General features: G+C 64.5%; 22 protein-coding genes. 14 read left to right on the top strand and 8 right to left on the bottom strand.

What is annotated here, in order from left to right:
* Positions 1-227: 227 nt before the first annotated feature.
* Positions 228-737: a bifunctional 3-hydroxydecanoyl-ACP dehydratase/trans-2-decenoyl-ACP isomerase gene (fabA, locus tag IE126_RS02865; protein WP_108128256.1), complete on the bottom strand. Its 510-nt coding sequence runs from the start codon at positions 735-737 to the stop codon at positions 228-230.
* A 138-nt stretch (positions 738-875) separates the two neighbouring features.
* Here fabA and IE126_RS02860 point away from each other — a divergent pair, with 138 nt between their 5' ends.
* The 8 genes from IE126_RS02860 (at position 876) to IE126_RS02825 (ending at position 7,442) form a co-directional block, all read left to right on the top strand.
* Entirely contained in the window at positions 876-2,135 is a 1,260-nt protein-coding gene (locus tag IE126_RS02860; RefSeq protein WP_108128257.1) for an MFS transporter, read from the top strand.
* A gap of 85 nt (positions 2,136-2,220) precedes the next feature.
* On the top strand, positions 2,221-2,649 hold the full coding sequence (irrA, locus tag IE126_RS02855) for an iron response transcriptional regulator IrrA (protein ID WP_054301755.1): 429 nt from the start codon (positions 2,221-2,223) through the stop codon (positions 2,647-2,649).
* Positions 2,650-2,844: 195 nt separating this feature from the next.
* Positions 2,845-3,741, top strand: coding sequence for an RNA polymerase sigma factor RpoH (gene rpoH / locus IE126_RS02850; RefSeq protein WP_054301756.1), 897 nt, complete (start codon positions 2,845-2,847; stop codon positions 3,739-3,741).
* Positions 3,742-3,946: 205 nt separating this feature from the next.
* Positions 3,947-4,123 (top strand): hypothetical protein, encoded by a 177-nt coding sequence (locus IE126_RS02845; RefSeq protein WP_158640453.1) that lies wholly within the window; start codon positions 3,947-3,949, stop codon positions 4,121-4,123.
* Between the two features lie 195 nt (positions 4,124-4,318).
* Complete coding sequence (locus IE126_RS02840) at positions 4,319-5,017, top strand: phosphatidylserine decarboxylase (protein WP_189380343.1); 699 nt, start codon at positions 4,319-4,321, stop codon at positions 5,015-5,017.
* 3 nt (positions 5,018-5,020) lie between these two features.
* Positions 5,021-5,779, top strand: a complete 759-nt coding sequence (locus IE126_RS02835) for a CDP-alcohol phosphatidyltransferase family protein (protein WP_054301757.1) — start codon at positions 5,021-5,023, stop codon at positions 5,777-5,779.
* A complete protein-coding gene (locus IE126_RS02830) occupies positions 5,769-6,386 on the top strand; it encodes a class I SAM-dependent methyltransferase (protein WP_054301758.1) in 618 nt (205 codons plus the stop codon). The genes IE126_RS02835 and IE126_RS02830 overlap by 11 nt, the downstream gene beginning before the upstream one ends.
* A 72-nt stretch (positions 6,387-6,458) precedes the next feature.
* Positions 6,459-7,442 (top strand): Gfo/Idh/MocA family protein, encoded by a 984-nt coding sequence (locus IE126_RS02825; RefSeq protein WP_189380112.1) that lies wholly within the window; start codon positions 6,459-6,461, stop codon positions 7,440-7,442.
* Positions 7,443-7,570: 128 nt separating this feature from the next.
* On the opposite strand, the gene IE126_RS02820 is transcribed toward IE126_RS02825, so the two are convergent.
* Positions 7,571-8,533, bottom strand: a complete 963-nt coding sequence (locus IE126_RS02820; protein WP_189380111.1) for an NADPH:quinone oxidoreductase family protein — start codon at positions 8,531-8,533, stop codon at positions 7,571-7,573.
* A gap of 330 nt (positions 8,534-8,863) precedes the next feature.
* Between IE126_RS02820 and IE126_RS02815 the strand changes: the two genes are divergently transcribed.
* The 4 genes from IE126_RS02815 to IE126_RS02800 all read left to right on the top strand — a co-directional run bounded on the left by IE126_RS02815 (position 8,864) and on the right by IE126_RS02800 (position 11,983).
* A complete protein-coding gene (locus tag IE126_RS02815; protein ID WP_054301761.1) occupies positions 8,864-9,226 on the top strand; it encodes a helix-turn-helix domain-containing protein in 363 nt (120 codons plus the stop codon).
* 114 nt (positions 9,227-9,340) lie between these two features.
* Positions 9,341-10,144 (top strand): inositol monophosphatase family protein, encoded by an 804-nt coding sequence (locus tag IE126_RS02810; protein WP_189380110.1) that lies wholly within the window; start codon positions 9,341-9,343, stop codon positions 10,142-10,144.
* 121 nt (positions 10,145-10,265) lie between these two features.
* On the top strand, positions 10,266-11,606 hold the full coding sequence (locus IE126_RS02805; protein WP_189380109.1) for an 8-oxoguanine deaminase: 1,341 nt from the start codon (positions 10,266-10,268) through the stop codon (positions 11,604-11,606).
* Between the two features lie 59 nt (positions 11,607-11,665).
* Complete coding sequence (locus IE126_RS02800; RefSeq protein WP_054301763.1) at positions 11,666-11,983, top strand: ribonuclease E inhibitor RraB; 318 nt, start codon at positions 11,666-11,668, stop codon at positions 11,981-11,983.
* Positions 11,984-12,054: 71 nt separating this feature from the next.
* On the opposite strand, the gene guaD is transcribed toward IE126_RS02800, so the two are convergent.
* Positions 12,055-13,332: a guanine deaminase gene (gene guaD / locus IE126_RS02795; protein ID WP_189380108.1), complete on the bottom strand. Its 1,278-nt coding sequence runs from the start codon at positions 13,330-13,332 to the stop codon at positions 12,055-12,057.
* Between the two features lie 122 nt (positions 13,333-13,454).
* Here guaD and mgtE point away from each other — a divergent pair, with 122 nt between their 5' ends.
* On the top strand, positions 13,455-14,831 hold the full coding sequence (gene mgtE, locus IE126_RS02790; protein WP_082400754.1) for a magnesium transporter: 1,377 nt from the start codon (positions 13,455-13,457) through the stop codon (positions 14,829-14,831).
* Positions 14,828-15,379, top strand: coding sequence for a 5-formyltetrahydrofolate cyclo-ligase (locus IE126_RS02785; protein ID WP_054301766.1), 552 nt, complete (start codon positions 14,828-14,830; stop codon positions 15,377-15,379). The genes mgtE and IE126_RS02785 overlap by 4 nt, the downstream gene beginning before the upstream one ends.
* 152 nt (positions 15,380-15,531) lie before the next feature.
* Here IE126_RS02785 and IE126_RS02780 read toward each other — a convergent pair whose 3' ends face one another.
* The 5 genes from IE126_RS02780 to IE126_RS02760 all read right to left on the bottom strand — a co-directional run bounded on the left by IE126_RS02780 (position 15,532) and on the right by IE126_RS02760 (position 19,840).
* Positions 15,532-16,845 (bottom strand): P-loop NTPase family protein, encoded by a 1,314-nt coding sequence (locus tag IE126_RS02780; RefSeq protein WP_054301767.1) that lies wholly within the window; start codon positions 16,843-16,845, stop codon positions 15,532-15,534.
* 63 nt (positions 16,846-16,908) lie between these two features.
* Entirely contained in the window at positions 16,909-17,397 is a 489-nt protein-coding gene (locus IE126_RS02775; RefSeq protein ID WP_054301768.1) for a prepilin peptidase, read from the bottom strand.
* Between the two features lie 7 nt (positions 17,398-17,404).
* On the bottom strand, positions 17,405-18,253 hold the full coding sequence (locus IE126_RS02770; protein WP_054301769.1) for a tetratricopeptide repeat protein: 849 nt from the start codon (positions 18,251-18,253) through the stop codon (positions 17,405-17,407).
* A 36-nt stretch (positions 18,254-18,289) separates the two neighbouring features.
* Positions 18,290-18,856, bottom strand: coding sequence for a tetratricopeptide repeat protein (locus IE126_RS02765; RefSeq protein WP_054301770.1), 567 nt, complete (start codon positions 18,854-18,856; stop codon positions 18,290-18,292).
* Between the two features lie 12 nt (positions 18,857-18,868).
* Complete coding sequence (locus IE126_RS02760; protein ID WP_054301771.1) at positions 18,869-19,840, bottom strand: type II secretion system F family protein; 972 nt, start codon at positions 19,838-19,840, stop codon at positions 18,869-18,871.
* Between the last annotated feature and the right edge of the window lie 7 nt (positions 19,841-19,847).

The following is a 19,847-nucleotide window of genomic DNA, read 5'->3' as shown; positions in this document are numbered from 1 at the left end:
GCAAGCGGGAAGGGGGCTTCCGGGGGCGGGGCAGGGCCTGTTGCAGGAGCGCCCTGCCGATATTACGCACGGATGCGGGCATCGTACCGGGGGTGGCCGGGGCGTGCGCGGACCGCGCTCTGACCTGCCCAAAGCCCTGACCTGACGCATGTCAGGATGCGGCTTCGGAACTAAAATGCCGGGCCTTTGCTTCAGGCCCGGCACAACACGCGCGATCTGACAGATGTTCAGTTTGCGCTGAGCGCGACTTTCATGTCGGTGACCTGATAGATGACCTCGCCATCGGCCTCGACGATGCCGTTGGCCACGCCCATGGTCAGGCGGCGGGTCTGGATCGCCTTGGTGAAATCGACCTTGTAGGTCAACAGCTTGCGGTCGGGCCGCACCATGCCGGTGAGCTTCACCTCGCCCACACCCAGCGCATAGCCGCGCCCCTGCCAGCCGCGCCAGCCGAGGTTGAAGCCGGTGAGCTGCCAGAGGCCGTCAAGGCCAAGGCAGCCGGGCATGATCGGGTTGCCGGGGAAGTGGCATTCGAAGAACCATAGGTCGGGCGTGATGTCGAATTCGGCAACAACATGGCCCTTGCCGTGTTCGCCGCGATCTTCCGAGATGTCGGTGATGCGATCCATCATCAGCATGGGCGGCGCCGGAAGCTGCGCATTGCCCGGTCCGAACAACTCGCCCCGTGCGCATTTCAGCAGATCGTCCTTGGTGAAGCTCGTCGGAAATGCCGCCATCTGGCCCTTTTCTCCTTTTATCCTTGGACCCCTCTATCACCCCGGTCTCTGCCGTGGCAAGGGTGGCGGACCCTGCCTGCGTGGGTTCCGCCGGGATCGCCGCGGCCGGGCAAGCGGTTTGTGGTGCGGGTGCGGGAAATGCGCAGTTATCGGATGTTTCTGGCGGCTTCCGGGCTGGCCAACCTTGCGGATGGGGTGGCGACGGTGGCCTGGCTGTGGGTCGCCACGCTGCTGACACGGGATGCGGCGCTGATCGCGCTTGTTCCGGTGGCCTTGCGGTTGCCCTGGGCGCTGTTCGCGTTGCCTGCCGGGATCGTCGCGGACCGGATGGACCGGCGCAGGCTGATCGTGGCGATGGATGGCCTGCGCGCGGCGGGTTTTGGGGCCGCTGCGATTGCCCTCTGGCTGGCCGCCCCGCTGCCGCCCGCCCCGGACAGCGGTGTGACCTCGCTGCCGCTGTTTGGCGCGCTGTGCCTGTCGGCGCTGATCGTCGGCGTGGCCGAGGTGTTTCGCGACAATGCCGCACAATCCTATCTGCCCGCCCTTGTCCCCTCGGAGGGGCTGGAACGCGCCAATGCCCGGCTCTGGCTGGTTGAGAGCGTCGGCAATGCACTGGTCGGCCCGGCGCTGGGGGCGGCGGCGCTGGGGCTGATGCTGGCCCTGCCTTTCGCGGGTAATGCGCTGGCTTACGCTCTGGCGGGGCTGATCATCGCGGGGATCGCCGGAGGCCCTGCATCCCCGCGCGCGGCAGCGGAGCGCAACTGGCGGCGCGAACTGGCCGAGGGCTGGGTTTTCCTGCGCGGCTCGCCGCTGCTGCGGATGCTCGCGGTGGCGACCGGGTTCTGGAACATGTTCGACAGCATGGTGATGTTCGCACTTGTGCTGCTGGCGCAGGAGAAGCTGGGCCTGCCTGCCGGGCAATACGGGCTTGTGCTGGCAGCGGCGGCGGTCGGGGGGATCGTTTCTGGCCTGATCGGGGACCGGGTGGTCCGCGCCATGGGGGCGGTGCGGCTGATGCGGGTCGCGCTGTTTTCCGGCGCACCCTGCTTTGCCGCCATGGCGGTAGCCCCCGGCCCGGTGACCGTGGGGCTGGCGCTGGGAATGGCGTGGTTCTGGGGCCTGACCTGGAACATCGTCTCGGTCTCGACCCGGCAGCGGTTGGTGCCGGATGCGATCCGGGGGCGGGTGAACAGCCTTTATCGCCTGATGGCTTGGGGCATGATGCCGGTCGGCTCGGCGTTGGCCGGGCTTGTCATCGGCCTTGCCGAAGCACCGCTTGGCCGCATCGCCGCGCTGGAGGCGTCGCTCTGGCTGGCCGCCGCCGGCACGCTGATCCTGACGCTGCTTGTCTGGCGACCGCTTGGCACCTATCTCCCACAGGCATTGTTGCAAAAGTGACGGTCGGGGGCGCAGGACGGGGAATGGGTTTGAAATCCCCGCCCGGCGGGCTTAGACTGCAAGGATCATTGGACCGGAAGGCAAGATGACCGAGACCGCAGACGATATGGTGATGGCGCGCGCAACCGGCTGGCTTGCGCAGGGGGGCTTGCGGCCGACGCGGCAGCGGCTGGCGCTGGCCTCGCTTCTGGTGGGGGATGGCGCGGATCGCCATGTCACCGCTGAAAGCCTGTTTGCCGCCTCGATGTCGGGCGAGGAGAAGGTCAGCCTCGCCACTGTCTACAACACCCTGCGGGCTTTCTGCGAGGCCGGGATCATGCAGGAGGTCGTGGTCGACGGTTCGAAAAGCTATTTCGATACCCGTATGGACGATCACCCGCATTTCTATTGGGAAGACGACGGCCGGCTGACCGATGCGCCCGCCGATCAGCTTGAGATCACCCGACTGCCCGATGCACCGGAAGGGGCCGAGATCGCGCGTGTCGATGTGGTGATCCGCCTGCGGCGGCGCTGATCGTTAGCGCAATCACGGAACCTGTCGCGCACGACACAGTTGTGTGAAGAGCTGACACAAAGCTCGAAATCACGACGGAACATGAACATCTGACGTAAAAAGTATGGCATTGCCTTGCGACAGCACCGCATGCCGCCTAGATTTTGCTGCCTCGTGCGGGGGATGACATTCCGCAGGGGCCAAGGGGGTCAGACGATGAGCACCTATACCAACCTTCCCGCACCCAGCCCCGAACAGGGGCTGAACCGCTATCTTCAGGAAATCCGCAAGTTTCCGCTGCTGGAACCCGAAGAGGAATACATGCTGGCGAAGGCCTGGGTCGACCGTCAGGATTCGACGGCGGCGCACAGGCTGGTGACCAGCCACCTGCGGCTCGCCGCCAAGATTGCCATGGGTTATCGCGGCTATGGCCTGCCGCAGGCAGAAGTGATTTCCGAGGCGAATGTGGGCCTGATGCAGGCGGTGAAGCGCTTCGATCCCGAAAAGGGCTTCCGCCTTGCCACCTATGCGATGTGGTGGATTCGCGCGGCCATCCAGGAATACATCCTGCGGTCGTGGAGCCTTGTAAAACTGGGCACCACCTCGGCGCAGAAGAAGCTGTTCTTCAATCTGCGCAAGGCCAAGGCCAAGCTTGGTGCGCTGGAGGAGGGGGATCTGCGCCCCGAAAACGTGGCCCAGATCGCCAAGGATCTGTCGGTGACCGAGGAAGAGGTCATCGCGATGAACCGCCGCCTTTCGGGCTCGGATGCCTCGCTCAATGCGACGGTCGGGTCGGACGGCGATGGAACGACGCAGTGGCAGGACTGGCTGGAGGATGAAGACAGCGATCAGGCCGGCGCCTATGAGGAACGTGACGAACTGGACGCCCGGCGCGAGCTGCTGGCGCAGGCCATGGCTGTGCTGAACGACCGTGAAAAGGACATCCTCGTGCAGCGCCGCCTGACCGACGAGCCGGTGACGCTGGAGGATCTGTCGGAAAGCTACGGCGTCAGCCGCGAGCGCATCCGTCAGATCGAGGTGCGCGCCTTCGAGAAGCTTCAGTCGCGCATGAAGGATCTGGCCCGTGGCAAGGGCATGTTGATCGACGCGTGATCTTCCGTCGGGGCGACCCTCGGGCCGCCCCTTCAACCGCTGCGGTCCGATCCGCTGTGGCCTGGGCGCTACTCTGCTACATTCCCGCTGATTTCGGGAATTTCCCGCATCCAGAATGCATTAAACCCGCTGGACCAAATCACGGGCTGATGGCACGATCCTGAAGGCGCTGGTGGGTGCGCCTTTTTCCAGGATTTTTATTATCATGAACAATCCGAAACAGACGCTGGTGATCGGCATGGCAGCCGTGGCCATTTCCGGCGCGATGATCCTCTTCGGTTCCGACGGTGCGAGTCCCGCGTTGCGGACGCTGCAATATCTTTTCTGTGCTCTTGGCCTTGCCGGAGTGATCGGGGCCCTTGTGCAACTGTCCCGGCGGTAGCGTGATGCGGCGGTGCAGCGCCTAAGTCGGCAGGGCAGCGATGCGGGGGCTTTACATCGCGTCGCTTTTCCCGTTCAAAGCGTCGCAATACGACTCTGATGCCGCAGGACGCGGGGCCCGCTGCGGCTGGGCGTTGCGTGCGCGGGCGCGTGTCATTACCTAGGGCGCAAACGAACAAGGACCGGACCCATGTCGATGCCCTCGGAAATGCTCAAGACCTTCCTCAAGCCGATGCACCCGGAGGGCTACAAGTTCGTCGCGGCCTTCGCCGTGGTGACTCTGGTGCTGTTCTGGATCTGGGAACCGCTGGGCTGGATCGGCACGGGCCTGACTGTCTGGTGCTATTACTTCTTCCGCGATCCCAAACGCGCCGTGCCGCAGGGGGAGGGGCTGATGGTTTCGCCTGCCGACGGCATGGTCTCGCTGATTGAACACGCCGTTCCGCCGCCGGAACTGGGCATGGGGGATACGCCGATGCTGCGTGTCTCGGTCTTCATGTCGGTGTTCAACTGCCATGTGAACCGTGCGCCGGTTGCCGGACGGGTGGTGAAGATGGCCTACCGCCCCGGCAAATTCCTCAATGCCTCGCTCGACAAGGCCAGCGAGGATAACGAGCGCAATTCGCTGTGCTTTGAACTGGCGGATGGCCGTCGCATCGCGGTGGTGCAGATCGCCGGGCTGGTCGCGCGCCGCATCGTGCCCTTCGTCAGCGAGGGGCAGGGCCTCAAGACCGGCGAGCGTTTCGGGCTGATCCGCTTCGGCAGCCGGGTTGATACCTACCTGCCGGAGGGCGTAGCGCCGCTGGTGGCGCTGGGCCAGACCTGCGTTGCGGGCGAGACGGTGATCGCGGAACTGGGCCGCGACCTGCCGCAGCGCCTGGCAAAGATGGTGTAAGCCATGGCCACACCGCGCCGCCTGTCCATCGCCGGGCTTTTGCCCAACATGTTGACCGTCGGCGCGCTGTGTGCGGGCGTGACGGCGATCCGCTTCGCTATCGAAGGCTGGTATCGCACTGCGTTGCTGCTGATCCTGCTGGCGGCGGTTCTGGATGGTCTGGACGGGCGCATCGCCCGACTGCTGCGCAGTGAAAGCCAGATCGGCGCCGAACTGGACAGCCTGTGTGATTTCGTGAATTTCGGTGTGGCGCCGGGGCTGATCCTCTGGCTCTGGGCCTTGCAGGATGTGAAGGCGGCCGGCTGGATCGCGGTGCTGATCTATGTGGTTTCGTGTCTCCTGCGGCTGGCGCGCTTCAATCTGGGCAATCGCGCCATCGACAAGGTGGCCGAGAAATCGGGTTTTCAGGGCGTGCCTTCGCCCGCCGGAGCCATGCTGGCCTTCCTGCCGATGTTCGCGGCCTTTTCCTTCGGCGGCAGTGGCGAAAGCCTGCCCGGCGGGGTCGTCGCCTGCTACATGGCGCTGGTCGGCGCGGCGATGATCGGTCGCTTCCGCACGCCCTCGTTCAAGAAAGTCACCTTCGAGGCGCAATATGTGCGCTATGTCGTCGTTGGCTTCGCCGGTCTGCTGGCCGCCTTGCTGGCCTATCCCTGGGCCACGCTGGTGGCTCTGGATCTCGTTTATATCGGAGTGGTGGTGTTCAGCCTGTTCCGCCGCCCCTCTGACCCCGAACCGCTGGAGGAGCCCACGGATGGAGCTTGAGGCCATCGCAAAATCCTATGCCCGCTGGGCGCCGGTCTATGACCGGACTTTCGGTGCCGTGACCAATGCCGGGCGCCGCCGGGCCACCGGCTTTGCCAATGCCGTCGGTGGCGAGGTGCTGGAGGTGGGCGTGGGCACCGGCCTGGCCCTGCCGTTCTATGCGTCACATCTGGCGGTGACGGGGGTGGATTTCTCTGAGGCAATGCTGGCCAAGGCGCGGTCGAAAGTAGCCGAACAGCATCTGACCCAGGTGCGCAGCCTGCGGCAGATGGATGCGCGCGAACTGGATTTCCCGGATGCCAGTTTCGACACGGTCTGCGCCATGCATATCATGTCGGTCGTGCCGGAACCTGAACATGTCCTTTCGGAAATGGCGCGGGTCTGCCGTCCCGGTGGCCATGTGCTGATCACCAACCATTTCGCGGCCGAGGGCAAGGGCGCGATGGCACGGTTAGAGCGGCTGTTCGCGCCGCTGTCGGATCTGCTGGGCTGGCACAGCGATTTTGCGCGCGCCCGCGTGCTGGGCGATGCCCGGCTGGAACTGGTGGAAGAAGACGGCCTGCCGCCGCTGGGCCTGATGACCTATCTGCGTCTGCGCCGCCGTTGACTCTGTCGCGGGCGTTGTCGCGCGGCGGCCCTGTCTTTATGATGTTAGCGAAAACATCGAAAGGGCAGGGCAATGGCGATCACCCGCTGGGGCATTCTGGGGGCCGCGAAATTCGCGCGCGAACATATGGGGCCGGCGATCCATACCGCCCGCAATGCCGAACTGGTGGCGCTGGCCAGCAGCTCGGCTGACCGGGCCGCGCCCTTCGCGGCTTTTGCGCCGGGCTTGCGCCTGCATGACAGCTATGAGGCGCTGTTGGCCGATCCGGGCATTGATGCGGTTTATATCCCGCTGCCCAATCACCTGCATCTGGAGTGGACCTTGCGCGCCATCGCGGCGGGTAAGCATGTGCTGACCGAGAAGCCGATGGCGATGCGGGCGGGCGAGTTCGACCGGCTGATCGCGGCGCGCGATGCTTCGGGGCTTCTGGTGGCCGAGGCCTATATGATCGTCCATCATCCGCAATGGCAGAAAGTGCGCGCCCTGATCGCGGAAGGCGCCATCGGGCGGATCGAGCATGTCGATACCGCCTTCAGCTATGACAACCGCGCCGATCCCGGCAATATCCGCAACCGCCCGGAAACCGGCGGTGGCGGCTTGCGTGACATCGGCGTCTATACCTTTGGCTGCACCCGCTTTGCCACCGGGGCAGAGCCTCTTGCGCTGAGCGCACGGGTGAAGCTGGAAAACGGTGTTGATACATGGGCTCAGGTGGTGGGCGAAATGGAGGGGCCGACAGGCCGCTTCACCTGGTCCTCCATCACCTCGATGCGGTTGTTTCCGCGGCAGGAGGTGGTGTTTCAGGGCGAAACCGGCCTGATCCGGCTGAGCGCGCCTTTCAATGCCGGGCTGTTCGGCGAAGCGCAGGTGGAACTCCACCGCGCGGGGAACATGCGCGAGTTGTGGCGATTTCCGGCGGTGAACCAGTATGTGCTTCAGGTTGAGGCCTTCGGTCGCAGCCTGCAAGAAGACGTACCCTACGCCTGTCCGCTGGAGTTCTCGCGCGGGACGCAGGGCATGATCGATCAGGTCTTTGCGGTGGCCACAGAAATCTGACCGCGCAGGGGGCTTTCCGCCCCCTCTTGCCTGCGGCAATTCACCCCCGAGGATATTTTTACCAAGATGAAAGCAGGCCCGTTTTCCCTTGGTCCCGCTATCCTCGGGGGGCAAAGGCCCCTGAGGCATCAGCCCATGGTGACCACGATCTTGCCGGTGGACTTGCGCTCGCGCAGGCTGGCCAGCGCCTCGGGCAGTTGCTCCATCGGGAAACACTGGCTGACATGGGGGTGCAACTCGCCAGCGGCGATCCAGCCGGCCAGCGTGGCAAGGCTCGCCGTCAGCACCTCGGGGCGGAAGCGCAGATAGCCGCCCCAGTACAGGCCCATCACGCTCAGGTTCTTCACCAGCAGCAGGTTGGCGGGCACCTGTGGCACCTCGCCCCCGGCAAAGCCGATGGCCAGCAGGCGGCCTTCGGGGCGGGTGGCGCGCAGGGCCTCCATGAAGGCGGGGCCGCCGACGCTGTCATAGACCACATCGACGCCGCCCAGCTCCTTCAGGCGGTCCCGCAGGCCCGGCGCTTCGCTGTCGATGACGACATCCGCCCCGGCCTGCGCCGCCGCCGCGCATTTCGCGGCGCCCCGCGCCGAGGCGATCACCCGCGCGCCCATCCGTTTGCCGATCTCGACCGCCGTCAGCCCGACGCCACCCGCCGCGCCGGTGACGAACAGGGTTTCATCGGGCTGAAGCCGAGCCTTGTGGTCCAGTGCCAGATGCGAGGTGCCATAGGCGATCTGGAACGCGGCGCCAGTAATGGCATCCATCGCGTCGGGCAGCTTCAGGCAGCGCCCGGCCGGGCAGAGTGTATAATCGGCCAGCCCGCCGATGCCGGGAAAGGCTGCCACACGGTCACCTGAGGCAAAGCCGGTCACATCGGCGCCGACCTCGGCCACTTCTCCTGCAATCTCCATCCCGAGCGTGCAGGGCAGGGCGGGCTTTTCCTGGTACTTGCCCTCTATTGTCAGCAGATCCGCGAAATTGAGCCCGCAGGCCCCAGTGCGGATCAGCACTTCGCCGGGACCGGGCACGGGGCGCGGAAGGGTTACAAGCCGGGGTGGGGTGCCGGTTTCGGCAAGGCGCCATGCACGCATCGGTATGCTCCTGTCCTGTCCCGGTCCCGGCGGCGCGCCCCTGCGCGACCCTTGCCCGGATGATTCCCTTTTTCCGGTTGAGCGGTACAGGTCTGCCGCACGTTGCGCAATAATATTGCGCATTGGTGTCCTGGCCGTGATTTCCGCCCAACAAAAGCGGGGAAATTCACAATATACCTATCCATTCGTATAGCAATCCATATACAAAAGGCACGATTTGTGATCATAAGCGTGGTAGAAAAAAATCAGGTCTTCGCGTATCGTGTTCAATCATACCGCGAAGGGTGGGCCCGAAAAACGCGGCTTTGTAATTGCTAGGGGAGTACGAAGATGAAGCATCCCGTGGACGCGCATGTTGGCAAGCGCATCCGTCACCGCCGCTGGATGGTGGGAATGACGCAACAGCAACTGGCGGAGCGGGTTGGCATCAAGTTCCAGCAAATCCAGAAGTATGAAACCGGCATGAATCGCGTCAGCGCGTCCCGCCTGTGGGACATCGCGGAAACGCTGGGCGTGAACATCAGCTTCTTCTTCGAAGGGATCGACGAGGCACGCGAGGTGCCCACTCCGGTCGAAGGCGACATCCTGGCCGACAAGGAAGCGCTGGAGCTGGTGCGGTCTTACTATGCGATCCCCGAGGCGCAGCGCCGTCGGCTGTTCGATCTGGCCCGCGTGCTGAGCGACGCTGCCTAGCTGCCCCTTCCGCGCTGACGCGACGCCCCGCTTGCGGGGCGTTTTGCTTTTGCGTGGCTTGACCGGAGCAGGGTCGCGGGGTAGCGCCTTGGCATCCGAGGCAGGAGAGCGATGATGACCGTGATAGCCCCCGATCTTTCGGCCGACCTGGTTTCGGTTGCGCATGATATGGCGGAGGCCGGGCGCAAGGCGATCCTGCCGCATTTCCGCAGTGTCGGTTTGACAGCGGACAGCAAGGAAACCGTGCGATTTGATCCGGTTACGGTGGCTGACCGGGCGGCAGAGGTCGCGATGCGCGCGGTGCTGGCACAGCGGCGGCCGCAGGATGCGATCCTCGGGGAGGAGATGGGGCAGCAGGCCGGCAGCAGCGGGCTGACCTGGGTGCTGGACCCCATTGATGGAACCCGTGCCTTTCTGGCGGGGATGCCCACCTGGGGTGTTCTGATCGCGGTGGCGGGCGCGGGCATGCGGCCGCTTTATGGCCTGATCGACCAGCCCTATATCGCGGAACGTTTCGAGGGCGGGCTTGGCCTGGCCCGGATGCAGGGGCCGGGGGGCAGCCGTGCGCTGGCCACGCGCCCGGCCCGGCCGCTGGACGAATGCATCATCATGTCGACTTTCCCCGAAGTCGGCAGCGCGGAGGAGGGGGCCGCCTTCCATCGTCTTGCCTCACAGTGCCGCCTGACGCGCTATGGGGCGGATTGCTACGCCTATGCCCTGCTGGCGGCGGGGCATATCGACCTTGTGGTCGAGGCCGGGTTGCAAACCTATGATGTGCAGGCCCCGATCGCAGTGATCGAGGCCGCTGGCGGGGTCGTCACCGACTGGACGGGGGCACGCGCCGATATGGGCGGGCGGCTGCTGGCGGCCTCATCTCCCGAGGTCCATGCGGCGGCGCTCGCTGCACTCAGAGGTTGAAAAGCCGCTTGCTGCATCTGCACAATCTGCGCTAGGTTTCGGGCGACGTCGCGAGTCCTTCCCCCCTTCTGTCGCACGTCCTCGTCTGTACCGAAGGGGCGCCAGAGGGGGAGGCGCCATCATGCCTGAAATTCTTGTTCGCAATGCCGATGTCCTTGTGACCATGGACGGCACCCGCCGCGAGATCGCGGGCGGTGATCTGTTGATGCGGGACGGTGTGATCGTTGCCGTCGGGCAGGGGTTGACCACCTCGGGCATGGTTGTCGAGGCGCGGGGCTGTGTGGTGACGCCCGGTCTGGTGAACACGCATCATCACCTTTATCAGACGCTGACGCGGGTGGTGCCGGGCGGGCAGGATGCGCTGCTGTTCGGCTGGCTGAAGACGCTTTACCCGATCTGGGCGCGCTTCGGACCGGAGGAGATGTTCGTCTCTGCCCAGATCGGGCTGGCGGAACTGGCGCTTTCGGGCTGCACGCTGACCTCGGATCACTTGTATCTTTACCCCAACGGCGCGCGGCTGGATGACACGATTGCCGCCGCCCAAGAGGTCGGGCTGCGTTTCCACCCCACGCGCGGCGCCATGAGCATTGGGGAAAGCGCAGGCGGCTTGCCGCCCGACAGTCTGGTGGAGCGTGAGGCCGCTATCCTGGAGGACAGCATCCGCGTCGTCGATGCTTTCCACGATCCGCGCGAGGGCGCGATGGTGCGTGTGGGGCTGGCGCCCTGTTCTCCCTTCTCGGTCAGTCGTGATCTGATGCGTGAGGCGGCGGTCCTGGCGCGCGACAAGGGGGTGATGTTGCACACCCATCTGGCCGAGAATGACGAGGATATCGCCTATAGCCTCGCGCAGTTCGGCTGCCGCCCCGGCCAATATGCCGAGGATCTGGGCTGGACCGGCCCCGATGTCTGGCATGCGCATTGCGTGAAGCTGGATGGCGACGAGATCGGGCTGTTTGCGCGCAGCGCCACCGGGGTCGCGCATTGCCCCTGTTCCAACTGTCGTCTGGGCAGCGGTATCGCGCCGGTGCGGGCGATGCGGGATGCGGGCGTGAAGGTTGGGCTGGGCGTCGATGGTTCCGCCTCGAATGACGCGGGCAATCTGGTGGCAGAGGCGCGGCAGGCGCTTTTGTTGCAGCGGGTTGCGCGCGGGGCTGATGCGATGAGCGCGCGCGAGGCGCTGGAGATTGCCACGCTGGGCGGCGCGAAGGTGCTGGGGCGCGGCGATTGCGGCTCGCTGGAGCCGGGCAAGCGCGCGGATCTCGCGATCTGGGACATGCGCGGGATCGAGGCGGCGGGCGCCTGGGACCCGGTGGCGGCGCTGATGCTCTGCGGTCCGACGCGGGTGCGCGACCTGTTCGTCGAGGGGCGGCAGGTTGTGCGCGACGGTCAGATGGCAACGCTGGACCTGCCGCGGGCCATCGAGCAGCAGAACCGGCTGGCGCGGCGTCTGGCGGGGCTGTGAACGAAGCCGCTTGCGGCCTGCCGCGGCCTGAGGCATCACCGGGAAAAGCGGAGGGTTCCATGCGCCACGATTACAAATCCCAGCAGGCCGAGACCTTTGAAAGTTTCGAGGCTTTCGCGGCGGATGCGCCGGCCGAGGCGGTCATCACCTATCAGTTCTATCCCGAGGATGTGGACGCGAACTGGGATGGGGTGCAGAAAGCCTTGCAGGCCAAGGGCTTCCGCACCAACCGGGATGACGAGGACGAGTTGCTGGATGCGCTGGTCGGTCCGGTGAAGATCGACGCCGAGACGATCTGGAAGTTCGAGAAGCTGGCCACCGAAATCGCGCTGGAATTCAATTTCACCCCGGATGGCTGGGGCCTGCTGGAGGAATGACGGCAGGGGGCTTTCCGCCCCCTCGCCCCTGCGGGGCTCACCCCCGAGGATATTTTTGCCAAGATGAAGGCTCAGCCACGCGGTGTGCCGCCAATCCAAACGGCACGGATGGCGCGGTCGTCACCCAGCATGATGGTGGGGAACAGTGCCTGCCAGATCGTTTCGGCGCGTGTGCTGGCCTGTGCGATGGCAGGTGTGGAGCCGAGGTCGATCACCACGAGATCCGCCTCCATACCCGGCTTGATATTGCCGATGCGGTCATCGGCCAGCAGGCTCCGGGCGGACCCTTGGGTGGCGAGCCACCAGAGTTCGGCCGGATGCAGGGCGTGGCCGCGCAACTGCCCGATTTCGTAAGCTGCGGCCATGGTGCGCAGCATGGAAAACGACGAGCCACCGCCGGTATCGGTGGCAAGGCCGACCCGGTGACCTGCCGCCTTCAGCCCGCCCATGTCGAAGAGGCCCGAGCCGATGAACGTGTTCGAGGTCGGGCAATGGATCAGGCTCGCATCCACCTCGGCCAGCCGGGCTTTCTCGCGCGGCTCCAGATGGATGGCATGGCCGTAAAGCCCGCCCCGGCCCAGCAGGCCATGCGCCTCGTAGGTATCCAGATAATCGCGGGCATTGGGGTAAAGCCCCTTTACCCAGTCGATTTCGTCCAGTTGCTCGCTCAGATGCGTCTGCATCAGGCAGGACGGGTTGGCGGCCCAGAGCGCCCCAAGCGCCTCAAGCTGTTCGGGGGTCGAGGTGGGCGAAAAGCGCGGCGTGATGACATAGGACAGCCGGTCCACCCCGTGCCATTTCGCCAGGAGGGCGGCGCTGTCGTCATGCGCCGATTGTGCGGTATCACGCAGGCCTTCGGGGGCGTTGCGATCCATGCAGGTCTTGCCTGCCCAGATCCGCTGCCCGCGCTCCTGTGCCTCTGACATCAGCGCATCGACGGAAGCCGGATGGATGGTGCAATAGGAACAGACCGAGGTCGTGCCATTGGCCAGTGTCAGGTCAAGATACCGGGCCGCAACCTCGGCTGCATAGGCGGGATCGGCAAAGCGCATTTCCTCGGGGAACGTATAGCTGTTCAGCCAGTCGATCAGCCGCTTGCCCCAGCTGGCGATGATGGCGGTCTGCGGGTAATGCGCGTGGGCGTCGATGAACCCGGCCGAAATCAGGTCGCGCCCGTAATCGGTGACGCGCGCTTGCGGCCAGGCGCGGCGCAGCCCATCCGCCGCGCCCACCGCCACGATGCGGCCTGCCTCGATCACCAGTGCCTCGTCCAGTCGCGCGGCCTCTGGCCCCGCCTCGAACGGATCGGCGGCGAAGCTCAGCACCTGTCCCAGCAGCAGTTCGGTCATCTCGGGCCTCCTGTTCAGCCGGATCAGCCTAAAGTCTTTCCGCTCGCAGGTAAATTTCCGCCACCACCCTGTTTCTTTGAAACAGCTTATCATAAGGTCGCGGCAATCGGCGCGGAGGCATGATGGCGGAACACGAGGCGATCCCGGCAGAGGATGAGGAAGAGCTGGACACGCGGCGCGTGTCAGCGATTCTGGATGCGGTGGAGGCCGGGGACAGTGCGCGATTGCGCGAACTGGTCGATCCGCTGCACGCTGCCGATATCGCCGACCTTCTGGAACAGATCGGCCCGTCCGCCCGCCGCGACTTCCTGCATCTCTACTCGCCCGAGATCGACGGCGACATCCTGTCGGAACTGGACGAATCGATCCGCGAAGAGGTGATCGAGGCGCTGCCGAAAGAGGTTCTGGCCGAGGCGGTCCGCGAGCTGGAAACCGACGATGTCGTCGACATCCTTGAGGATCTGGAGGAACCGCAACAGGCCATCATCCTCAGCGCACTGGCCGATTCCGACCGTGTGGCGGTCGAACAGGCGATGGCCTACCCGGAGTATTCCGCCGGACGCCTGATGCAGCGCGAGGTGGTGGTGGCGCCGGAACACTGGACGGTAGGCGAAACCATCGACCACTTGCGCAGTGCCGAATGGCTGCCCGACCAGTTCTATCATGTCATTCTGGTGAACCCGCGGATGAACCCGGTGGGGTATGTCACACTGGGCCGGATGCTGGCCTCGCGGCGCGACGTGAAGCTGCGTGACATCGCCGAAGACAGTTTCCGCACCATCGAGGCGACCGAGGAAGAGGCCGAGGTCGCCTATATCTTCAACCAGTATCACCTGATCTCCTGCCCGGTGGTGGACGAAAACGACCGCCTGGTCGGTGTCATCACCATCGACGACGCGATGAATGTGCTGGATGAGGAACACGAGGAAGACATGCTGCGCCTTGCGGGCGTGGGCGATGAAAGCTCGATCTCGGACGGGGTGCTGGATACGGTGAAAAGCCGTATCCCCTGGCTGCTGGTCAACCTTGTCACGGCCAATATCGCGGCCGGGGTGATTTCGCTGTTCGAGGGCACGATTTCGGCGCTGGTGGCGCTTGCGGCGCTGATGCCGATTGTCGCTTCGATGGGGGGGAACGCTGGGACGCAATCGCTGACCGTAGCGGTGCGGGCGCTGGCGACGCGCGACCTCACCGGCTCGAACGCGCTCCGGGTGGTGCGACGTGAGGCGGGCGTGGGCCTGATCAACGGTGCGGTCTTCGCGCTGATCATGGGCGGTGTGGCCTGGGCATTGTTCGGGACGCCCCTGCTGGGCGCGGTGATCGGGGCGGCGCTGATCGTCAATCTGCTGGTCGCGGCGCTTGCAGGTGTCATCGTGCCGCTTTTGCTGCACCGCATGGGGCTTGATCCGGCTCTATCATCGGGAACCTTCGTGACCACGATGACCGATGTGATCGGCTTCTTTGCCTTCCTCGGTCTCGCAACCCTGGTGCTGCTGTGACGATCACCGAAATCAAGACCGAGGCGCGGGCGGCGGCCTTTGCCGCGCGCAAACTGGCCCATGCCGCGGGGCAGGGCCGCGCGGCTGCGCTTCTGGCCGATGTGCTGGCGCCCCATGCCGGGAAGCCACTGGCGGGCTATATGGCGATGCGGACGGAAATCGACCCCGCGCCGGCAATGGCTGCGCATACTGGCCCGGTCGGCGTTCCGGTGATCCTGGGCAAGGGGCTGCCGCTGCGCTTCCGCGCCTGGCATCCGGGCTGTGATCTGGTGCCGGGCGAGTTCGGTGCGATGATCCCCGCCACGGGTGACTGGATCGAACCCGAGGTGCTGATCGTGCCGCTGGTCGGCTGGGACCGGCGCGGTTATCGTCTGGGTTATGGTGGCGGTTTCTACGACCGCACACTGGAGGGCCTGCGCGCCAAACGCCCGACACTGGCCATCGGCTTTGCCTTCGCCGCGCAGGAACTGCCCGAAGTGCCGATCGAGCCGACCGATCAGCGGCTTGATATCATCGTGACCGAAACCGGGGTGCTGCGGCTCACCTGACCCAAGGCTGCACAGGCGGCCAGGCTGGAATTTGAGTATTTTTGCAAGAAGCAAGCACAAGGGCAGAGAGCCGTTCTCCGCCCCCTTGCGCCTTTGCCTCTTGCTTCTTGTCCAAATACTCGAACAAGCCCACCACCGCGCATCCGCCTGGGTTACTTGGCGATCTTTTCGTCACGCACGAACATGTTCGCCCAAGCGCGGTCGATCAGCTCCGGGGTCATCTGGTAGGGGATGCCCTCGAATTCGCAGATCGCGATCATCTGGTCGATCAGGAACACCGGCTGGTAATTGGCGAAATTCATCTCGATGGTCGGGTATTTCACTTTCAGCAGGTGAATCAGCGCCTTTTCGTCCAGTGGCATCTTCTTCTTGCGGGCGACCATGGCAAAGATCTTCAGGAAGTTTTCCTGGTTCGGCCCGTCGATCTTGATCTTGAAGAAGATCCGGCGCAGCGCCGCGCCGTCGAAGATCTCGTTCGGGTGGAAGTTGGTGGAAAAGATCACCAGCGTGTCGAAAGGCACGGTGAACTTTTCGCCCGATTGCAGTTGCAGGATGTCGCGGCTTTCTTCCAGCGGCACGATCCAGCGGTTGACGAGCTTCTGCGGCGGTTCGGACTGGCGGCCAAGGTCGTCGACGATGAAGATGCCGCCATTCGATTTCATCTGAAGCGGCGCCTGATAGGTGCGGGCGACCGGGTTATAGGTGAGGTCGAGCATGTCGAGCGTCAGTTCGCCGCCGGTGATGACCGAGGGGCGCTGGCAATAGACATAGCGCTGGTCGAAGCGGTTCGAGGTGCGACGCAGGCTGTTCGGATCGTCCAGCGCCTCTTCGGCGGCGGAATGGACAATCGGATCATAGACGGTGATGACCTGACCCGAATATTCCACCGCGCGAGGGATATAGATCTTGTCCCCCAGCGCGTCGCGGATGCCGTTGGAGATCGAGGATTTGCCGTTGCCGGGCGGGCCATACATCAGGATCGACCGGCCCGAGCCGACGGCGGGACCAAGGTTGCCGATCAGGTTTTCCGGCAGGATCAGATGGCCCATCCCGCTCATCAGCTGGTCGCGGGTCAGTTTCATGTTACGGACCGACTGGCGCTTGACCTGCTGGGAATAGGTCTCCAGCGGCACAGGCATGGCGCCATAATATTCCGACTGCGCCAGCGCATCCAGCGCGCGGGCCTTGCCGCCGTCGGTCAACTGATAACCCATCTCGTTGCCGCTGGTGGCATGCAGGGTGCCCGTCGCCTCCAGCAGACGCTGGCTGCGGGCGAGGTCGATCAGTTCCTGTGTGGCCGGGATCGGCAGGCAGACGAGGCGGGCCAGGTCCGATACCAGATTGGTATTCGTGCGGAAGATCGTTTTCAGCAGGATATCCCGCATCATCACGATGGAAAGCCCGGTATCAGCCAGCGTGCGGGGGGCTGGTGGGGCGATCACATTGGGCGCGACCTGCACGTTCATGGCGTTCCTCGGCTTGGCAAACGGGCGCCGGACACCGGCGCGGATGTCACCGAGGAAAGCTGATCATTTGGCCAGAAATGGGGCGAGAAGGTAGAAAATCAGCGTTCCTGCAAGGGCAAGGCCCATGGGAAAATCCTTACGGTTCCAGCTTTCCCAATCGGGAAGCGCGCGACGCAGTGGCGGCACGGCACGCGCAAGGCGGTGGGTGGCGAAGGCGCCCAGCAGGCAGGCCGCGAACAGGGCGAAGATCAGGCGCGGATCGCCGGTGGCAAAAACCGGGGCCATGGCGGCGGCAAATTTCGCATCCCCTGCGCCCACCAGACCGATGGCATTGGCAAGGAACCCCGCCACCAGCACGATGCCCAGTACCGCCCAGCCCCAAAGGTAGGCGTTCATCGGGAAGGCCAGAAACCCCACCACGGCCCAGACAGCGGCCATCACCATCACCGCCTTGTTGGGGATCTTCATGAACTTCATGTCGGACCAGGCCACCCAGACGGCGACGGGCAAGCAGAACGGCAGGAACCACAGCGCGGCGGTGGGAGCGATCATCACGGAGCTAGCCTTCCAGCGCGGCAAGGCTGCGGGCGGCGGCCTCGAAATACTGCGGATGGGTTTCGACGGCATCCTGCAAAAGGTTACGGCCTGCTTTCACATCCCCTTGCTTCACGGCGGCAAGGCCAAGAGTATACAGCAGTTCCGCCCGTTCCTTCTGGGTCATCTGCACGACAGGCAGATCGTATTTGCGCTGCGCGCCGCGCGCCAGAACGAGGTTGTTCTTGGCGGTGAACATGGTCGGGTCGTGGGTCAGCGCCTCAAGAAACAGCTTCTCCGCCCCGGCATATTCGCCGCGCGTCAGCTTGGAAAAGCCCCAGTTGTTCAGCACGCTGGCGGGCTTCGTCGTCAGGCCGGCCGCGATTTCATAGAAACTGTCAGCCTTCTTCCACTGCTTCTTGCTGTCGGCGACCATCGCTTCCAGCCGGTAGCGTTCGTAGGTTTCGTGGGTTGGCGGGATGAGATTCAGCTGTGCCTCGGCCTGCGCCCAGTCATTCGCCCGGATCAGCGCATCGGCATAGCCCACGCGGTCGTCATTGGTCCCCTGACCGGAATTGACCAGCGACGCCCAGACCTTCGCCGCCTCGGCCGGGCGATTGGCGCGCACCAGCGATTTTGCGAGGCCGCGTTTCAGATCGGGCCGGTCGGGGTTTTGTTGCAGCGTGTTGGTGAAATAGGTCACCGCCTCGTTCGGATCGCCCACCGTCAGCATGATATCGCTGAGGTTGCTTTCGTCGATGACGTTCACATCCTTCAGCGCCTTCTGGACCTCGGCATCCGAGGTGCCGCGTCCGCAGGCGGAAAGCAAGACCATGCCGCCAAGGCACAGCGCAACGGTGACAGGGTGGCGCATTTCGCGTCCTTTTTACTGCTCGGTCCGGCCCGCAGCCTAGAGCGACGACAGCAGGACGAATTCGCCCTGACCCCGCCGCACCAGATTGAAGCGGTGCGGTTCTTCTTTCTCGTTCGGTTCAGAATAGATGGAATTCTCGGTCATGGCTATTGCGCGTTTCAGATTGTCGCGGATCGAGTCCGTCTTGCCACTGTCCTGCGCGAAGGCCTGCTGGAACACCACGCGGGCCTCGGGCACCTTGCCGCGCTCCATCAGCACGACACCAAGGTTGTTCTGAGCGGGCACGAAGGAAGGGTCGAGTTCCACCGCGCGGCGCAGAAGCTGTTCGGCCTGACCCAGCCGCCCGAGCGAGAGATTGGCTGACCCCAGCGCAGACAGGACATCGACGCTCATTCCATCCTCGGCTGCGGCACGAAGATAGGCCTTCAGCGCCAGTTCCGGTTCATTTGCGGCCATCAGGCGGTGGCCGACCAGCAGGCCGTCCACCCCCTTTTCACTGCCATCGGCGGCAGGGGGGGCGTTCAGCGCGGGGTTCAAAGCAGTCTGGCCGCCCGTTTGGCAGGCGGCCAGCATCAACAGACACATCACAAGTGCGGGTTTCATTCGGGTCCGGTCTCAGCCCCCGCCAAGCTGGGTTGCGATGCCATAGATCGACGGGCCGATCAGAATGATCATCAAGGGCGGCAGGGTGAACAGCATTGTGCCCAGTGTCAGCTTGGTCGGCAAGACGTTTGCCTTTTCTTCCGCCCGCATCACGCGCTTGTCACGCATTTCAGCGGAATAGACCCGCAGCGCCTCGGCGATCGAGGTGCCGAAAGTGGCCGATTGCACGAGCGTCGTGACGAAGGAGGCGACATCCGGCACGCCGACCCGTTCGGCCATGTCTTTCAGCACCTGCACCCGTTCCTTGCCGGCCTTGACCTCCTGACTGACGATTTCGAACTCTTCCGACAGGGCGGGATAGCCCGCACGGGTTTCCTTGGCGACGCGGTTGATGCACTGGTCCAGCGACTGACCGGCCTCGACGCAGACCAGCATCAGGTCCAGCGCATCGGCAAAGCCCTGCACGATTTCCTGCTGGCGGGTCTGCAACCGGCGCTGCACCCAGTATTGCGGCAGATAATAGCCCGCCGCTGCGGGCAGGATCGTGTAAAGGATCAGCGTCTGCGTAGACAGGTTGCCATGCTGCGTTTTCAGCATCATCGCATAGGCAAAGCCCAGCACCAGCATACCGATGCCCAGCGAGAACTGCGCGAAGTGGAACATCCGCACCGCATTCTTCTGCCGATAGCCCGCGCGCATCATCTTGAGCCGCGAGGCCGTCATCGTTTCGGCATCCTGTGGTTCCAGGAAGGCCGCGTATTTCTCCAGCTTGTCGGCAGCGTCGCGTTGCCGCAGCGCCTCGGCCTTGGTTTCGCTCGCGCGCTGCGTCCGCTGCTCTCGCAGCTTGTCCAGCGGATCGCTGCGCTTCTTCATCAGAGTGGGCAGCGTGGCGGCGGCCAGCAGGATACCCAGCGCCAGAAGCACGATCACCGGGCCCAGCGGCCCGAAAGCCTCGACCAGCATCGCATTGATATTGTCGAACATGACCGGG

The organism is Gemmobacter nanjingensis, assembly GCF_014652195.1.
Classification (GTDB): domain Bacteria; phylum Pseudomonadota; class Alphaproteobacteria; order Rhodobacterales; family Rhodobacteraceae; genus Gemmobacter; species Gemmobacter caeni.
This window is presented reverse-complemented; position numbering and strand designations above follow the sequence as displayed.

Coding starts and splice junctions, on each gene's coding strand:
- IE126_RS02770 (WP_054301769.1), bottom strand. CDS start 18,253: ATGCGCCACCCTGTCACCGTTGCGCTGTGCCTTGGCGGCATGGTCTTG.
- IE126_RS02810 (WP_189380110.1), top strand. CDS start 9,341: ATGACCGTGATAGCCCCCGATCTTTCGGCCGACCTGGTTTCGGTTGCG.
- IE126_RS02860 (WP_108128257.1), top strand. CDS start 876: ATGCGCAGTTATCGGATGTTTCTGGCGGCTTCCGGGCTGGCCAACCTT.
- fabA (WP_108128256.1), bottom strand. CDS start 737: ATGGCGGCATTTCCGACGAGCTTCACCAAGGACGATCTGCTGAAATGC.
- IE126_RS02845 (WP_158640453.1), top strand. CDS start 3,947: ATGAACAATCCGAAACAGACGCTGGTGATCGGCATGGCAGCCGTGGCC.
- IE126_RS02760 (WP_054301771.1), bottom strand. CDS start 19,840: ATGTTCGACAATATCAATGCGATGCTGGTCGAGGCTTTCGGGCCGCTG.
- IE126_RS02820 (WP_189380111.1), bottom strand. CDS start 8,533: ATGCGTGCATGGCGCCTTGCCGAAACCGGCACCCCACCCCGGCTTGTA.
- IE126_RS02840 (WP_189380343.1), top strand. CDS start 4,319: ATGCCCTCGGAAATGCTCAAGACCTTCCTCAAGCCGATGCACCCGGAG.
- IE126_RS02815 (WP_054301761.1), top strand. CDS start 8,864: ATGAAGCATCCCGTGGACGCGCATGTTGGCAAGCGCATCCGTCACCGC.
- mgtE (WP_082400754.1), top strand. CDS start 13,455: ATGGCGGAACACGAGGCGATCCCGGCAGAGGATGAGGAAGAGCTGGAC.
- IE126_RS02835 (WP_054301757.1), top strand. CDS start 5,021: ATGGCCACACCGCGCCGCCTGTCCATCGCCGGGCTTTTGCCCAACATG.
- IE126_RS02765 (WP_054301770.1), bottom strand. CDS start 18,856: ATGAAACCCGCACTTGTGATGTGTCTGTTGATGCTGGCCGCCTGCCAA.
- rpoH (WP_054301756.1), top strand. CDS start 2,845: ATGAGCACCTATACCAACCTTCCCGCACCCAGCCCCGAACAGGGGCTG.
- IE126_RS02825 (WP_189380112.1), top strand. CDS start 6,459: ATGGCGATCACCCGCTGGGGCATTCTGGGGGCCGCGAAATTCGCGCGC.
- IE126_RS02805 (WP_189380109.1), top strand. CDS start 10,266: ATGCCTGAAATTCTTGTTCGCAATGCCGATGTCCTTGTGACCATGGAC.
- IE126_RS02775 (WP_054301768.1), bottom strand. CDS start 17,397: ATGATCGCTCCCACCGCCGCGCTGTGGTTCCTGCCGTTCTGCTTGCCC.
- guaD (WP_189380108.1), bottom strand. CDS start 13,332: ATGACCGAACTGCTGCTGGGACAGGTGCTGAGCTTCGCCGCCGATCCG.
- IE126_RS02780 (WP_054301767.1), bottom strand. CDS start 16,845: ATGAACGTGCAGGTCGCGCCCAATGTGATCGCCCCACCAGCCCCCCGC.
- IE126_RS02800 (WP_054301763.1), top strand. CDS start 11,666: ATGCGCCACGATTACAAATCCCAGCAGGCCGAGACCTTTGAAAGTTTC.
- irrA (WP_054301755.1), top strand. CDS start 2,221: ATGACCGAGACCGCAGACGATATGGTGATGGCGCGCGCAACCGGCTGG.
- IE126_RS02830 (WP_054301758.1), top strand. CDS start 5,769: ATGGAGCTTGAGGCCATCGCAAAATCCTATGCCCGCTGGGCGCCGGTC.